The 15,294-nt window shown below is 69.8% G+C and carries 11 protein-coding genes and 1 riboswitch; of the genes, 2 read left to right on the top strand and 9 right to left on the bottom strand.

Going from position 1 to position 15,294, the window contains the following annotated elements:
• The first annotated feature begins 2 nt into the window (after positions 1–2).
• Positions 3–4,259 (top strand): S8 family serine peptidase, encoded by a 4,257-nt coding sequence (locus tag AB0H78_RS22245; RefSeq protein ID WP_363236236.1) that lies wholly within the window; start codon positions 3–5, stop codon positions 4,257–4,259.
• Positions 4,260–4,357: 98 nt separating this feature from the next.
• Positions 4,358–5,455: a Rossmann fold nucleotide-binding protein gene (locus tag AB0H78_RS22240; RefSeq protein WP_363236235.1), complete on the top strand. Its 1,098-nt coding sequence runs from the start codon at positions 4,358–4,360 to the stop codon at positions 5,453–5,455.
• Here the strand turns inward: AB0H78_RS22240 and AB0H78_RS22235 are convergent, their stop codons facing one another.
• From AB0H78_RS22235 to rpsB, 9 genes are all read right to left on the bottom strand, one after another.
• A complete protein-coding gene (locus AB0H78_RS22235) occupies positions 5,456–6,478 on the bottom strand; it encodes an ABC transporter ATP-binding protein (protein ID WP_363236234.1) in 1,023 nt (340 codons plus the stop codon).
• Positions 6,478–8,091, bottom strand: a complete 1,614-nt coding sequence (locus tag AB0H78_RS22230) for an iron ABC transporter permease (RefSeq protein ID WP_363236233.1) — start codon at positions 8,089–8,091, stop codon at positions 6,478–6,480. Before AB0H78_RS22230 ends, AB0H78_RS22235 begins: the two co-directional genes overlap by 1 nt.
• Positions 8,092–8,129: 38 nt before the next feature.
• A complete protein-coding gene (locus AB0H78_RS22225) occupies positions 8,130–9,221 on the bottom strand; it encodes a thiamine ABC transporter substrate-binding protein (protein ID WP_363236232.1) in 1,092 nt (363 codons plus the stop codon).
• Between the two features lie 70 nt (positions 9,222–9,291).
• A riboswitch (TPP riboswitch) is annotated at positions 9,292–9,397 on the bottom strand.
• A 38-nt stretch (positions 9,398–9,435) separates the two neighbouring features.
• Positions 9,436–10,542: a 23S rRNA (adenine(2503)-C(2))-methyltransferase RlmN gene (rlmN, locus tag AB0H78_RS22220; RefSeq protein WP_363236231.1), complete on the bottom strand. Its 1,107-nt coding sequence runs from the start codon at positions 10,540–10,542 to the stop codon at positions 9,436–9,438.
• Between the two features lie 80 nt (positions 10,543–10,622).
• Positions 10,623–11,726 carry a phosphatidate cytidylyltransferase gene (locus AB0H78_RS22215; protein WP_363236230.1) on the bottom strand — a complete coding sequence of 368 codons (1,104 nt, stop codon included), beginning with the start codon at positions 11,724–11,726 and terminating at the stop codon, positions 10,623–10,625.
• The gene (gene frr / locus AB0H78_RS22210) at positions 11,726–12,283 is read right to left on the bottom strand and encodes a ribosome recycling factor (protein WP_363236229.1); all 558 of its coding nucleotides are present in this window, start codon (positions 12,281–12,283) and stop codon (positions 11,726–11,728) included. Before frr ends, AB0H78_RS22215 begins: the two co-directional genes overlap by 1 nt.
• An 85-nt stretch (positions 12,284–12,368) precedes the next feature.
• Positions 12,369–13,133 (bottom strand): UMP kinase, encoded by a 765-nt coding sequence (gene pyrH / locus AB0H78_RS22205; protein ID WP_363236228.1) that lies wholly within the window; start codon positions 13,131–13,133, stop codon positions 12,369–12,371.
• 158 nt (positions 13,134–13,291) lie between these two features.
• The gene (tsf, locus tag AB0H78_RS22200; protein ID WP_363236227.1) at positions 13,292–14,128 is read right to left on the bottom strand and encodes a translation elongation factor Ts; all 837 of its coding nucleotides are present in this window, start codon (positions 14,126–14,128) and stop codon (positions 13,292–13,294) included.
• Positions 14,129–14,221: 93 nt separating this feature from the next.
• Complete coding sequence (rpsB, locus tag AB0H78_RS22195) at positions 14,222–15,178, bottom strand: 30S ribosomal protein S2 (protein ID WP_363236226.1); 957 nt, start codon at positions 15,176–15,178, stop codon at positions 14,222–14,224.
• Positions 15,179–15,294 lie beyond the last annotated feature (116 nt).

The following is a 15,294-nucleotide window of genomic DNA, read 5'->3' as shown; positions in this document are numbered from 1 at the left end:
GCATGGCTACCTCTCGAAGACTCCACCGCCGCGGAGCACGCCGCGCACTGACCGCCTCGGTCACCGCGTCCGTGCTCGGCGGTCTCCTTGCCGCCGCTCCCCCATCCGCCTCCTCCGCATCGCAACCCGATCCGGAGCAGCGGGTGATCGTCACGCTCGACGGCGCGGCCGCCGCCGCGGGGCGCGGCGCCCTGAAGACGGCGGACGCCGGTGAGGTCGCCACGGACCGCAAGGCCGTTTCCGTACAGCAGTCGCGGTTCCTCGACCGGGCAAAGGACGCCGGGGTGCGCACCACCTCGCCGCGCCGGCTCGGTCTGCTGCTGAACGCGGTGGCGGTCACGGTCAAGGCCTCGCAGGTCGCCGGCCTGCGCGGGCTGCCGGGGGTCGCGAGCGTCAGCCCCGATACGAAGATGAAGGTGCAGACCGACGAGAGCGTGCCGCTCATCGGCGCTCCCGACGTCTGGAAGCGCAAGGACCCCGCGGGGCAGAACGCCAACGGCAAGGGCGTCACCGTCGCGGTCCTCGACAGCGGCATCGACTACAGCCATCCCGACCTGGGCGGCGGATTCGGCGAGGGCCACAAGGTCGTCGGCGGGTACGACTTCGTCAACGGCGACGCCGACCCGATGGACGACAACGGCCACGGCACGCACGTGTCGGGGATCATCGCGGGCCAGGCCGCCGAGCAGGGCGGCGTCACCGGTGTCGCGCCGGGCGCCCAACTCCTCGCGTACAAGGTCATGAACGCGAACGGCGAGGGCAACACCTCCGACATCATCGCGGGCATCGAGGCCGCGATCGATCCGGCCAATCCGCACCGCGCCGATGTCATCAACATGAGCCTGGGCGGCTCGGGCGACGGCAGCGACCCCCTCGGCCTCGCGGCAACTGCCGCCACCAAGGCGGGAGTCGTGGTCGTCGCCTCGGCGGGCAACGAGGGTCCCGGCAGCGGTACGGTCGGCTCCCCCGCCGCCGCCGACGGTGTTGTCGCGGTCGGCGCATCGGTCAGCGGGCTGCGCATCCCGACCGCCGCGTACAAGGGCGGCGGCAAGATCCAGACGTACCGCGGGATGATCTCCGCGAACCCGCCCGCGAAGCCCGTCACCACCGAGCTCGTCGACGTCGGCCAGGGCACCCCGGAGGACTGGGAGCGCGCGGGCGACGTCAAGGGCAAGGCGATCCGCATCGACATGCTGATCGCGCCCAACGCGGAAAACCTCTACATGAACGAGATCGAGACGGCCCGTGAGGCCGAGCGTCGGGGGGCGCTCGGAATCTTCGGCGGTACGAACTCGGACGGCGGGCCGGTCCTCGCCGGACAGCCGGACACGGCGGGCGCGGCGGGCGCGGCGGGCGCGCTCCCGAAGGCGGACGGCACCATACCGCTCACCCCGCAGACCTCGCTGAAGGCGTCCGGCGACTCGCTGCGCATGGACTCCATGGTGATGCTGGGCATCGACTCGACGCAGTACGCCGAGCTCGGCCGACGCCTCGCGGACGGCAAGGTCGAGGTGACGATCAGCGGCACGGACGTCACCGACAAGATCGCCTCGTTCTCGTCCCGCGGTCCCGACCAGAACTGGAACCTGAAGCCGGACCTGGTCGCACCGGGTTACGACATCCGCTCCACGGTCCCCAAGTCCCTTTACGCACCCGGCTATTACCGTATGTCGGGTACCTCCATGGCAGCCCCGCACGTCGCGGGCGCCGCCGCCCTGCTGCGCCAGCTGCACCCGGGCGAGGCCCCGGCGAAGGTGACCTCCGAACTGGTCGGCAGCTCCAAGAAGCTGTCGGACTACGGGCCCACGAGCGCCGGCGGGGGGCGCCTCGACCTGCCCGCGGCAGCCGACGCCGCCGACGCCGGGATCACCACCACCCCGGCCACGCTCTCGTACGGCCTCGCCGATCTCGCCCACCACACCGTGGGCGGCAGCAAGCGCCTCACCGTCCGCAACGCGGGCTCCAGGGCCCGTACGGTCGCCCTGAAGGTCAGCGGCGAAGCCAACGTCAGCCCGCGCACCCTGCGGATCCCCGCGGGCGGCAGCGCCACGGCCACCGTGACCCTGCGGGCCGACCGCCCGGCGGGCGAGGAGGAGATCAGCGGCACGGTCACCGTCACCCCGGAGCACGGCGGCACGGCACTGCGCGTCCCGTACCTCCTGGTCGTACGGCAGCTGTTCCTGCAGGCCGGTCCCGACCCGAGCGACGGCAAGTCCACCGCCCTCGTCTTCGCCCCCGCAGCGCTGGCGAAGCCGCCGGTCCTGACCGTCACCCCGCCGCACGGCAGGCCGTACACGGTCACCACCAGGCTGCGCGGCGGCAACGTCTACGACGCGGAGATCACCGGCCGCGGCGAAGGCGCCCACCTGGTGGCCGCGAGCGCGCGGACCACCGGCGGCCAGACCCTGACCAGCAACCGCGACGGCTTCGAGGTCACCCCCGTCAGCAGCCGCGGATCGCGCTGGCAGCCCGTAGGCCCGAACTCGGAGAGCGGCAACATCACCACCGCGCCGAGCGACCCCAAGGCCGCGCTCCTCACCCAGCCCAACAAGCTCGGCCCCTGGTCGACCGAGGACAACGGCGCCACCTGGCAGCAGCACACCCGGGTTCCCATGGGCATCGTGGGCGGCCAGGCGTACACGGTCATCGACCCGAAGAACTCCAGGCGCTGGTGGTACGCCGCCAACTCCCCGTCCGGCATTCCCCGTGCGTCGTCGATCCTGCGCACCGAGGACAACGGCCGCACCTGGGAGACCCTGAACACCCCCGACACCTACCTCACCGCGTTCCTCGCCGACGACGCGGCGAAGACGCTCATCGCCCTCACCTCCACCGACCTGCTGATGAGCAGGGACGGCGGCGACACCTGGACGTCGGAGCCCATCGGCATCCCCGCCGACGAGATCTACGACGTGGCGATCGGCGGCGACAGCCTCTACTTCTCGGCGGGCAACGCCGTCTGGAAGCGCGACGGCCTCTCCTCCGGCACACTCGGCGCACCCGTCAAGGTCCGCGAGTCGACCGGCGGCAGGGTCTCCGTCAACGTCATCGCGGACAGCCAGGTCGTGGCGATCTACGAGATCGGTTCGGGTGTCGTCGGCTCCTTCGACGGCGGCAAGACCTGGGCCACGCTGGACAAGTTCGGCTACGGCGGCGGGGGGATGACCCTCACCGGCGGTGACATGTACGTCAGTTACGGCGGCCAGACCCGCGTCGGCCGCGACCACGGCCGCCAGTGGAGCACCATCCCGGGCGTCAACGACTCCTCGGTGGCCTCGGACTTCGACCGCTGGGCGGACGGCTCGCTGACCGTCTCGGCATCCTCCGCCGGTGTCTACCGTGGCACGACGGACGGCAAGGACTACCAGCGTCTCGGCGTCCAGGGCGGGACCGTCAACGCCCTTGCGGTGAGCGGCGATCAGCTGCTCGCGGCAGGCGACCAGGGCACCCACCGTGCGCAGCTGCCGGTGTCGGGTCCCGAATGGGGCACCACGGGCGGCGAGGGCACCATCGGCCTCTCGACCCGGCTGATGCAGGTCTCGCCCAGTGACCCGCGGATCGTCTGGCGGGTGCGCGGCGACGCCTTCGGCGGCTTCCACCTGGACCGCAGCGGCGATTCAGGGGCCACCTGGGAGGAGAAGGGCGAGAGCTACGGCCAGGTCTTCGCGATGGCCGTGCACCCTGCCGACCCCGACCGCGTCTATGTCTCGTACGGCAACCTCCAGAGCATGGGCCTGTTCTCCACCGAGGACGGCGGCGCGCACTGGAAGAACCTCACCAACGACGAGACGTACTTCACCGCGGTCGCGGGTGACCCGAAGAACCCGGAGCGGCTGTGGCTCGGCTCCCCGTATGGGCTCTACCGCTCGGACAACGGGGGTGACGACATCACCAAGGTCACCGACGGCCGGGTCGACACCATCGAGTTCGCGGGCTCGCGCATGCTGACCGGCGGCGACACGATCAAGGTCTCGACGGACGGCGGCAGGACCTTCCGTACCGGCGACACCGGAAAGCTCCCGGTGCGGGTCAGCGACCTGCTCCAGGTGGGCAGCACGCTGTACGCGTCCACCACCAGCGTCTGGGAGACGGCCCTGCCGCGCGGCGGCCGGGGCGTGCTGCGCTCCACCGACGGCGGCCGGAGCTGGCAGAACGTGTCCACCGGACTCCAGAACACCGACGCCACCAGCCTGGCCACGGCCGGCGGCTGGCTGTACGTCGGGACGGTGCAGGGGGGCGTGCACCGCATGAAGCTCTGACGACAGGGCGCCTCGCGCCCTACGCGCAGAGAGCAGGAGGGGAGTGGGGGCCCGGGTGCTATCGCCCGGGCCCCCACCGCCGCCCGTACGATAGTCGCGTGGATCAGAACGAAGATCGTGAGATCGAAACCCTGGACGAGTTCGACCGGGCCGTCGCCCGCGGCCCGCTCGGCGGCCACCGCATTCAGGCCGTCGACCTGACGGGCCGTGACGACGCCCTGGCCGCCGCCGACTCGGCGGGTGCCGTCTTCCTGGGCTGCCCGATGAACCCCGCGGCAGAGGCCAAGGTCCGCGGCGACGGCGCGCTGGTCTTCCCGCCCGTGCCCGGGCTGCCGTTCGCCCCGTACCGCGGGCTGCTCTACTCCGCGGACGAGCTCTTCGGCGGGCTCGCCGAGGGGTACGAGAAGACCCCCGACGCCCGCGCCTACGACTGGTTCCAGCGGACCAAGTCCGACGGCGACGTCTTCGCCTCGATGCTCCGCTCGATCCACGACGACGCGATCTCCGACGCCCTCGACGAACACCTCGTCGGCGCCCAGGTGGTGGGCGTCATGGGCGGCCACGCGATGGCGCGCGGCACCGTCGAGTACGCGGGCGCCGCCCGCCTGGGCCGCACCCTGGCCCGCACGGGACTGACCGTCGCCACGGGCGGTGGCCCCGGCGCGATGGAGGCGGCGAACCTCGGCGCGTACGCCTCGCCCTTCCGCGACGCGATGCTGGACGAGGCGCTCGAACTCCTCGCCAAGGCACCGTCGTTCACGCCCTCCATCTCCGACTGGGCCGGCGCGGCCTTCGACGTACGGACCCGCTGGCCGCGCGGCGGCGACTCGGTCGGCATCCCGACCTGGTTCTACGGCCACGAGCCGCCGAACGCCTTCGCCGGCCACATCGCCAAGTACTTCGCCAACGCGACCCGCGAGGACGGCCTGCTGGCCCGCTCCACGGCGGGCGTCGTCTTCCTGCCGGGCGCGGCCGGGACCGTACAGGAAATCTTCGACAACGCGACGCCGAACTACTACAGCTCGCGCGGCGAACCGACCCCCATGGTCCTGGTGGACCGTGCGCACTGGACACAGAAGCTGCCCGCCTGGCCGCTGCTGCAGGCCCTGGCGAAGGGCCGCCCGATGGAGTCCCGTATCGCGCTCGTCGACACGGTGGCCGAGGCCCCCGAGGCACTGGCCCGCATGCTGGGCTGACTACATCGCGGGCAGCAGGACCACGTCGTCGGCCGCGAAGGCCGCCCCGACCGTCGCCCCCGCCTCGGGGGCCGCGGCCGGCGGGCACTCCGCCTCCAGCCGCGGACCGCTCTCCGGCTGCAGGATGACGGCGACATGGTGACCACGGAAGGTGCGCGCCCGCACCGTGCAGCGCAGCCCCTCGTCCGCCGGTACGAGGCGTACGCCCGCGGGCCTCACCAGCAGCCGGCACTCGCCCTGCGGGGACCCGGCGGCCACCGGGATCTTCCCCCAGGGCGTGTCGGCGGCCTCGCCGCTCACGGTCGCCGACACCACGTTGTCGAAGCCGAGGAAGCGCGCCACGAACTCCGAGGCGGGCCGCTGCCAGACATCGAGCGGCGTACCCACCTGTGCGATCCGTCCGTCCCGCATCACCACGACCCGGTCGGCGAGCGCGAAGGCCTCGCCCTGGTCGTGCGTGACGGCCAGCACGGTGGTCCCCAACTGCTCGAAGAGCTCCCGCAGTTCGACGACGAGCCGCTCGCGCAGCCCTCGGTCCAGCTGCCCCAGCGGCTCGTCCAGCATCAGCAGCTTCGGCTGCGGGGCGAGCGCCCGCGCGAGCGCGACGCGCTGCTGCTCGCCGCCGGAGAGCGCGGCGATCGCCCGCCGCTGCGCCCCCGGAAGGCCGACCAGCTCCAGCAACTCCTCGACACGGCGGGCCTGTTCACTCCGCCCGACGCCCCGCATCCGCAGCCCGAAGGCGACGTTCCCGGCGACATCCCGCTGCGGGAAGAGCTGATGGTCCTGGAACATCAGGCCGACCCCGCGCCGGTGCACGGGCACCGCGCTCTGGTCGGCGCCGTCAAGCAGCACCTTCCCCGACGAGGCCTCCTGCAGCCCCGCCACCACCCGCAGCAGCGTCGACTTGCCGCTGCCACTGGGCCCGAGCACACAGACCGTCTCGTGGTCGGCGACCTCCAGATCCACCGCGTCCAGGGCGGCGCGCGCCCCGAAGCGTACGGACACACCCTCCAGCCTCAGCATCAGAACTCTCCCGAGCGGTCGGTACGGATACGCTCCAGCACCAGCAGCGACACCGCGCACACCAGCATCAGGATCGTCGAAAGGGCCATCGCCTGGCCGTAGTTGAGGTCGCCGGCTCGTCCGAGGAGCCGCGCCACGGCCACCGGCAGGGTCGGGTTGTCGGGCCGTGCGATGAAGACCGTCGCCCCGAACTCCCCCAGTGACACGGCGAAGGCGAACCCGGCGGCCACCAGCAGCGCACGGCGCACCATCGGCAGGTCCACCTCCCGCCAGGCCCGCAGCGGGGACGCCCCGAGGACCCCCGCCGCCTCGCGCAGGCGCCCGTCCACGGCCCGCAGCACAGGCAGCATGGTCCGTACGACAAAGGGCACACCGACCAGCGCCTGGGCGAGCGGCACCAGGATCCAGGAGGACCGCAGGTCCAGCGGCGGCTTGTCCAGCGTGATCAGGAAACCGAAGCCCACGGTCACGGCGGAGACCCCGAGCGGCAGCATCAGCAGCGCGTCGAACCCGCGCACCAGCCTGCCCGCCCTGCGGGTGAGCGCGGCGGCCGCCAGACCCCCGACGGCCAGCGCGATCGCGGTCGCCACCAGCGCGTACTGCACCGAGTTCCAGATGGCGTCGATGGGCGGTACGAGGAAGGTGCCGCCGCCCGCGCCCTGGGACTGCAACGCCCGGTAGTAGCCGAAGCCGAACCCTTCCGGGGTGTCCAGCGAGCGCTGCACCAGCACCCCGAGCGGCACCAGGATGAGCGCGGCCACCGACACGAGGACCCCGCCGAGCAGCGCCCACTGCCCCGCCCCACGGGGACGGCGTGCCGTCTGCGCGGGGTCGACGAGCTTCAGCGCGCTCTCCCGTCTGCGTACGGTCCAGGCGTGCAGGGCGAGAATCGCCCCGACGGCGGCGAACTGCACCAGGGTCAGCACGGCGGCCGTCGGAAGATCGAGCAGCTGCGCGGTCTGCCGGAAGATCTCGACTTCCAGCGTCGAGAACGCGGGCCCGCCCAGGATCTGCACGACCCCGAAAGACGTGAATGTGAAGAGAAAGACCATGAGCGAGGCGGCGGCGACAGCAGGCCCGAGAGCGGGCAGGGTGACCTTGCGCCAGGCGGCGAACCGCGAAGCGCCCAGCACCCGCGCGGCCTCCTCCTGCCGGGGGTCGAGCTGGGACCAGAGGCCGCCCACGGTCCGTACGACGACCGCGTAGTTGAAGAAGACATGGGCGAGCAGGATGGCCCAGACCGTGGTGTCGAGCCGTACGCCCCACAGCTGGTCGAGCATCCCGCCGCGCCCGAGGACCGCCAGAAAGGCGGTCCCGACGACCACGGTCGGCAGCACGAACGGCACGGTCACGATGGCCCGCAGCAGCTGCTTCCCCCGGAAGTCGAAGCGCGCGAAGACATACGCACCGGGCAGCGCGATCAGCAGCGTCAGAGCGGTCGACGCGAGCGCCTGCCACAGGGTGAACCAGAGCACCCGTAGAATGTCCGGCTCGCTCAGCACCTCCCCGATCCGCCCGAACTGCCAGTCGCCGCCCACGTCGAGCCCCCGCCCGACGATCGCGACGACCGGATAGGCGAAGAAGAGCGCGAAGAACGCGACGGGACCGGCCATGAGCCCGATCCGCACCGCGTTCCCGCGCACAGCGGCCTTTACTTCAGGACGAGCGAGGACCACGACTTGACCCACTGGTCACGGTTCTTGGCGATGGTGTCGGGTGCCACGGTCTTCGGATCGGTGACCTTGGCCCCGAACTGGGTGAAGAGCGCGGGCACCTTCGCGTCCTTCGCGACCGGGTCGACGAACATATTGAGCGGCATGTCCTCCTGGAACGCCTTGCTCACCAGGAAGTCGATCAGCGCCTTGCCCCCTGCCGTGTTCTTCGCCCCGTCGAGCAGCCCCGCGAACTCGATCTGCCGGAAGCAGGTCCCGGTGGCGACACCGGTCGGCGCGGTCTTGGGCTGCGGCTTGGCGTACAGCACCTCGACGGGCGGGCTGGAGGCGTACGAGACGACGAGCGGCCTCTCGCCCTTGGCCTTCTTGCCGCCGGCCGATCCGGAGAACTCCTCGTTGTAGGCCTGCTCCCAGCCGTCGACGACCTTCACGCCGTTGGCCTTGAGCTTCTTCCAGTACGTCTCCCAGCCGCCGTCGCCGTACTGGGCGGTGGTGCCGAGCAGGAAGCCGAGGCCGGGGGACGAGGTGGCCGCGTTCTCGGTGACCAGCAGGTTCTTGTACTCCGGCTTCACCAGATCGTCGAAGGACTGCGGCACCGCGATCTTGTGGTCCGCGAAGTACTTCTTGTCGTAGTTGACGCAGATGTCACCGCTGTCGATCGGCGTGACCCGGTGCTTCTCCGCGTCCAGCTGCACGTCCGCCGACACCTGGTCGAGTCCCTTGGCCGTGTACGACTGGAACAGCCCGTTGTCGAGGGCGCGCGAGAGGAGCGTGTTGTCGACGCCGAAGAAGACGTCACCGCGCGGGGACCCCTTGGTGAGGATCTCCTGGTTGAGGGCGGCGCCCGCGTCCCCGCTCTTGAGGACCTTGACCGTGTACCCGGTCTGCTTCGTGAACTCCTTCAGCACGGCCGGGGAGGCGGCGAAGGAGTCGTGACTGACGAGGGTGACGGTCTTGGACGGCGTACCACTGGATGATGTGTCGTCCGAACTCCCGCACGCGGCAAGGGTGGTGACACCCAGCGCGGCGGCGACGGCGGTGACCGTGATTCTGGTGGTGGTGGTGCTCACTGATTTTCCTCCTGGGAGATCCAGGAAGAGACGCGGCCCTGCCCGTGGGAAAGCGGGCAGGGCGCAACAGCTCGAGTGATGACCGAACTTCCTACCCAGAATGACCTGGGCAAGGTTCTGAGGGTCTGCGGTGTGGACCGCACTCTCAGCGCTGTGGCGCTCCCCTGTCGGAATATGAAAATGTGCCGCCAGGCTACACGCCCCTGGTCAGCCCCTACCGCTCGGAGGCGGCCAGCTGACCGCAGGCCCCGTCGATCTCCTGGCCACGCGTGTCCCGTACGGTCACGGGCACACCATGGGCCGCGATCGCCGCGACGAAGGCCTTCTCGTCCTCCGGCCGCGATGCGGTCCACTTCGACCCGGGCGTCGGGTTCAGCGGAATCAGGTTCACATGGACCGGCTTCCCCTTCAGCAGCCGCCCGAGCCGGTCACCGCGCCAGGCCTGGTCGTTGATGTCGCGGATCAGCGCGTACTCGATGGAGACACGGCGCCCGGACTTCTCGGCGTACTCCCATGCCGCGTCCAGCACCTCGCGCACCTTCCACCGCGTGTTCACGGGGACGAGGGTGTCCCGGAGCTCGTCGTCGGGGGCGTGCAGCGAAACGGCCAGCCGGCACTTGAAGCCCTCGTCGGCGAACCGCAGCATCGCCGGGACGAGCCCGACGGTCGAGACGGTGATCCCACGCTGCGAAAGCCCGAGCCCGTCCGGCTCCGGGTCCGTCAGCCGCCGGATCGACCCGACGACGCGCTTGTAGTTGGCGAGCGGCTCGCCCATGCCCATGAAGACGATGTTGGAGAGCCGCGCGGGACCGCCCGGCACCTCCCCGTCGCGCAGGGCACGCATGCCGTCGACGATCTGGTGGACGATCTCGGCGGTGGAGAGATTACGGTCCAGACCCGCCTGCCCCGTGGCACAGAACGGGCAGTTCATGCCGCATCCGGCCTGCGAGGAGATGCACATCGTCACGCGGTCCGGGTAGCGCATCAGCACGGACTCGACGAGCGTCCCGTCGTGCAGCTTCCACAGCGTCTTGCGGGTGGTGTCGTCGTCACAGCTGATGTGACGGATCACGCTCATCAGATCGGGCAGCAGCGCTTCCCGGAGCTTCTCCCGCGAGCCGGCAGGGATGTCGGTCCACTGCTCGGGATCGTGCGCGTACCGCGCGAAGTAGTGCTGCGACAGCTGCTTGGCGCGGAACGGCTTCTCACCGATCGCGGCCACGGCGTCCTTGCGCTCGGCGGGCGTCAGGTCGGCGAGGTGGGTCGGCGGCAGCTTCGCCCCGCGGGGCGCGACAAAAGTGAGTTCTCCGGGCTTAGGCATGGTCCTTCAAGTGTCGCAGACATACGAAGGAGGGCCCGCCGCCCTGTGGACAACGAGCCCTCCCTCAACAAAACCGCAGGTCAGGACCCGACAAACAGCACGAGCAGCAGCCAGACCACCGGCGCGGTCGGCAACAGCGAGTCCAGTCGGTCCATGATGCCGCCGTGGCCCGGAAGCAGCGTGCCCATGTCCTTGATCCCAAGGTCACGCTTGATCATGGATTCGCCCAGGTCGCCCAGGGTCGCACTGGCCGCGACCGCGAGGCCGAGCAGCAGACCCTGCCACCACTGACCGTCGTCGATCAGGAACTGCATGCACAGCGCGCCCGCCGCCATCGCGAAGGTCACCGCCCCGACCAGACCCTCACGGGTCTTTCCGGGGCTGATGCGCGGTGCCAGCTTGGTCTTGCCGAAGCGCCAGCCGATCGCGTACGCACCCGTGTCGCTGACCACGGTGAGCAGCAGGAAGGTGAGCACCCGCTGCGGACCGTCGTCCGAGGTGAGCATCATCGCGACGAAGGTGGCCAGGAACGGTACGTAGAAGGCCGCGAAGACCCCTGCGGTGACGTCCTTGAGGTAGCCCTCGGGCGGCTCGGTCATCCGCCACACCAGGACGGCGAGAGCGGTGAGCGCCATCGCCACCCAGGCGCCCTCGGCACCGCGTACGTAACCGGCGACGACCATCGCCGCACCGCCCACAGCGAGCGGCACGAGCGGCGCCTTGATGCCCTTGCGCTCCTCGAGGCGGGAGGTGAGCTCCCACAGGCCGACGACCACGGCGACCGCTATCACGCCGACGAACAGCGCCTTCACGATGAACAGCGAGGCGATGATCACCACACCGAGACCGACACCGACCCCTATGGCCGCCCGCAGATCGCGGCCCGCCTTCTTCTTCTCAGGAGGCGGCGGTTCGGGGGCGGACATGGGCTCCTGCGGAATCTCGTCGCGGAACAGGGGCCCGCTCAGCCGAGCGGCCCCCTGGTCACGGTGATCGCGGTCGTCGTTCTGTGCTGAGTCTCCGGCGTATTCGCCGTCTCTGCCTGCGTCGGGCACGATGGGCATGGGCCGAGTCTGCTCAACTTCATGCTCACCGTATGCGGGACCCGCCGGGAAAGGCCCCTGGTCGGGGGCCTGACCCCAGTATTCCGCTCTCGGCGGGGCGCCCCAGGAAGAGTCGTTCATCAGACCTCGAGCAGCTCGGCTTCCTTGTGCTTGAGCAGCTCGTCCACCTGTGCGACGTACTTCGCGGTGGTGTCGTCGAGCTCCTTCTCGGCACGGCGGACCTCGTCCTCGCCGGACTCCTTGTCCTTGACGAGCTTGTCGAGGGTCTCCTTCGCCTTGCGGCGGATGGAGCGCATCGAGATCTTGGAGTCCTCGGCCTTGGTCTTGGCGACCTTGATGTACTCCTTGCGGCGGTCCTGGGTCAGCTCAGGGAACGTCACACGGATGATGTTGCCGTCGTTGCTCGGGTTGACGCCGAGGTCCGAGTCCCGGATCGCCTGCTCGATGTTGCGCAGCGCGCTCTTGTCGAACGGGGTCACCACGGCCATCCGCGGCTCGGGAACCGAGAACGAGGCCAGCTGGTTGATCGGGGTGAGGGCACCGTAGTAGTCCGCCACGATCTTGTTGAACATCGCCGGGTGCGCACGGCCGGTGCGGATCGCGGCGAAGTCCTCCTTGGCGACCAGGACGGCCTTCTCCATCTTCTCCTCTGCCTCGAGGAGGGTCTCTTCGATCACCACTTGCTCCTGCATGTCTTGAGAGGGCTAAATCCGCGTCTTACCTGCACGGTGTCCGACCGGACAGGCTTTGTCCATGCCCCGGTCAGGCCCGGGTTCCCCGGCCGTTCACAAGCGTCCCGATCTTCTCACCCTTGACCGCGCGGGCGATATTGCCGGAGGTGAGCAGCTCGAAGACGAGGATGGGGAGGTCGTTGTCCCGGCACAGGGTGATGGCGGTCATGTCGGCCACCTTCAGGTCCCGGGTGATGACCTCGTTGTAGTCGAGCGCGTCGTACTTCACCGCGTCCGGGTTGGTCCTGGGGTCGGAGTCGTAGACCCCGTCGACACCGTTCTTGCCCATGAGCATGACTTCGGCGTCGATCTCCAGCGCGCGCTGGGCGGCGGTGGTGTCGGTGGAGAAGTACGGCATGCCCATGCCCGCGCCGAAGATGACGACGCGGCCCTTCTCCAGGTGGCGCACGGCACGCAGCGGGATGTACGGCTCCGCGACCTGGCCCATGGTGATGGCGGTCTGGACGCGGGAGTCGATGCCTTCCTTCTCCAGGAAGTCCTGGAGGGCGAGGCAGTTCATGACCGTACCGAGCATGCCCATGTAGTCGGAGCGTGCCCGGTCCATGCCGCGCTGCTGGAGCTCGGCACCGCGGAAGAAGTTGCCGCCGCCGATGACGACCGCGATTTCGGCGCCGTCGCGTACGACAGCGGCGATCTCGCGGGCGATGGCGTGGACGACGTCGGGGTCGACGCCGAGGCCGCCGCCGCCGGCGAACGCCTCGCCGGACAGCTTCAGCATGAAGCGGCCGCGCTTCTTGCCGTCGCTCGTGATGTCGGCTTTATCGGCCTGTTCCATGGGGATCTCCTCGTACACATACGAAGAAGGCCATTGCCCGGGGTCCTTGCGGTTCCCTGTGCGGCAATGGCCTCCTCGTCAGATCTGCGGTCGCCCTGCGCGTACGCGGCCGACTGCTTCAGACCCTATCGGGGTCCTGGGCCGGTCGAGAGACGGACTCAGATGCCGACCTTGATGCGCGAGAAGCGCTTCAGGGTGACACCGGCCTCCTGCAGTACCTTCTCGACGGACTTCTTGTTGTCGAGGGCGTACGGCTGACCGAGGAGCGTGGCGTCCTTGAAGAAGCCGTTCACGCGACCCTCGACGATCTTCGGGAGCGCGGCCTCGGGCTTGCCCTCGGCGCGGGTGGTCTCCTCGGCGACGCGACGCTCGGTCTCGACGACCTCGGCCGGAACGTCCTCACGGGTGAGGTACTTCGGCGCGAAGGCGGCGATGTGCTGCGCGATGCCCTTGGCGACCTCGGCGTTCTCCTTGTCCAGCTCGACCAGAACACCGATCTGCGGGGGCAGGTCGGGCATGGTGCGGTGCATGTACGCGGAGACGTAACCGCCGGTGAACTGCGCGAAGCGGTCCAGGACGATCTTCTCGCCGAGGTTGGCGTTGGCCTCGTCGACGAACGCCTGAACGGTCTTGCCGGCCTCGATCTCGGAGGCGAGCAGCGTGGCGATGTCGGCCGGGTTGGTCGCGGCGACGTGCGCGGCCAGGGTGTTGGCGACGGCCTGGAACTTGTCGCCCTTGGCGACGAAGTCCGTCTCGCACTTCAGCTCGACGAGAACACCAGTGGTGTGGTCGTCGGCGATGAGGGAGACGACGGCGCCGTTCTCGGCAGAACGGCCTTCGCGCTTGGCGACGCCCTTCTGACCCTTGATACGGAGGGCCTCGACGGCCTTGTCGACGCTGCCGTCGGCCTCGTCGAGCGCCTTCTTGCAGTCCATCATGCCGGCGCCGGTGAGCTCGCGGAGCTTCTTGACGTCAGCGGCGGTGTAGTTCGCCATGATCCTGAAATTCTCTTTCGAAGTCTGGAAGATCTACGGGTGAACGGCGGGGGCCCGTGGGGCCCCCGCCGTCAACTACCGAACCGGTGAAGGTCAGGCCTTCTCAGCGGCGTCCGCGGCGGGGGCCTCGGCGACCGGGGCCTCGGCCTCGGCGGCGGGGGCCTCGACGACCTCGGCGGCGGCGTCGGCGGCAGGCGCCTCAGCGGCCGGAGCCTCGGCGGCGGGGGCCTCGGCAGCAGCCGGAGCCTCCTCAGCCTTGTCGTCGGCCTTCTTCTCGCCCTCGAGCAGGTCGCGCTCCCACTCGGCGAGCGGCTCGGCGGCGGCCTTCTCGCCCGGCTTCTGGTCGCCGGTCGCAGCGCCGGAGCGGGCGATGAGGCCCTCGGCGACGGCGTCGGCGATCACGCGGGTGAGCAGGGTGACGGAGCGGATCGCGTCGTCGTTGCCCGGGATCTTGTAGTCGACCTCGTCGGGGTCACAGTTGGTGTCGAGGATCGCGACGACCGGGATCTTCAGCTTGCGAGCCTCGCCGACGGCGATGTGCTCCTTCTTGGTGTCGACGATCCAGACGGCGCTGGGAACCTTCGACATCTCACGGATACCACCGAGGGTCTTCTCCAGCTTGGCCTTCTCGCGCGAGAGGACCAGGAGCTCCTTCTTGGTGAGACCCGAGGCTGCGACGTCGTCGAAGTCGATGACCTCGAGCTCCTTCAGACGCTGAAGGCGCTTGTAGACGGTGGAGAAGTTGGTCAGCATGCCGCCGAGCCAGCGCTGGTTGACGTAGGGCATGCCCACGCGCGTCGCCTGCTCGGCGATCGCTTCCTGCGCCTGCTTCTTGGTGCCGACGAACATGACCGAGCCGCCGTGGGCGACGGTCTCCTTGACGAACTCGTAGGCGCGGTCGATGTACGACAGCGACTGGAGAAGGTCGATGATGTAGATGCCGTTGCGCTCCGTGAAGATGAAGCGCTTCATCTTCGGGTTCCAACGACGGGTCTGGTGACCGAAGTGGACGCCGCTTTCCAGCAGCTCCCGCATCGTGACGACGGCCATGGCCGTACTCCTTGAGGTGCTCGGTTGTCGCGACCGCAGGATTGCTGTCGCGCCTGACGCCCCTACGCGCCTGCCACAAGGGACCGAGAGGCGCGTCCACCAACCGCTCAGAAAGG

The sequence above is a fragment of the Streptomyces sp. NPDC050738 genome, from assembly GCF_040654175.1.
GTDB lineage: Bacteria > Actinomycetota > Actinomycetes > Streptomycetales > Streptomycetaceae > Streptomyces.
This window is presented reverse-complemented; position numbering and strand designations above follow the sequence as displayed.

What these genes read in the sequence shown, in the direction of transcription:
- AB0H78_RS22235 (WP_363236234.1), bottom strand. Translation starts at nt 6,478, where the DNA reads ATGCTGAGGCTGGAGGGTGTGTCCGTACGCTTCGGGGCGCGCGCCGCC.
- rpsB (WP_363236226.1), bottom strand. Translation starts at nt 15,178, where the DNA reads ATGGCCGTCGTCACGATGCGGGAGCTGCTGGAAAGCGGCGTCCACTTC.
- AB0H78_RS22230 (WP_363236233.1), bottom strand. Translation starts at nt 8,091, where the DNA reads ATGGCCGGTCCCGTCGCGTTCTTCGCGCTCTTCTTCGCCTATCCGGTC.
- AB0H78_RS22215 (WP_363236230.1), bottom strand. Translation starts at nt 11,726, where the DNA reads ATGAACGACTCTTCCTGGGGCGCCCCGCCGAGAGCGGAATACTGGGGT.
- rlmN (WP_363236231.1), bottom strand. Translation starts at nt 10,542, where the DNA reads ATGCCTAAGCCCGGAGAACTCACTTTTGTCGCGCCCCGCGGGGCGAAG.
- pyrH (WP_363236228.1), bottom strand. Translation starts at nt 13,133, where the DNA reads ATGGAACAGGCCGATAAAGCCGACATCACGAGCGACGGCAAGAAGCGC.
- AB0H78_RS22245 (WP_363236236.1), top strand. Translation starts at nt 3, where the DNA reads ATGGCTACCTCTCGAAGACTCCACCGCCGCGGAGCACGCCGCGCACTG.
- tsf (WP_363236227.1), bottom strand. Translation starts at nt 14,128, where the DNA reads ATGGCGAACTACACCGCCGCTGACGTCAAGAAGCTCCGCGAGCTCACC.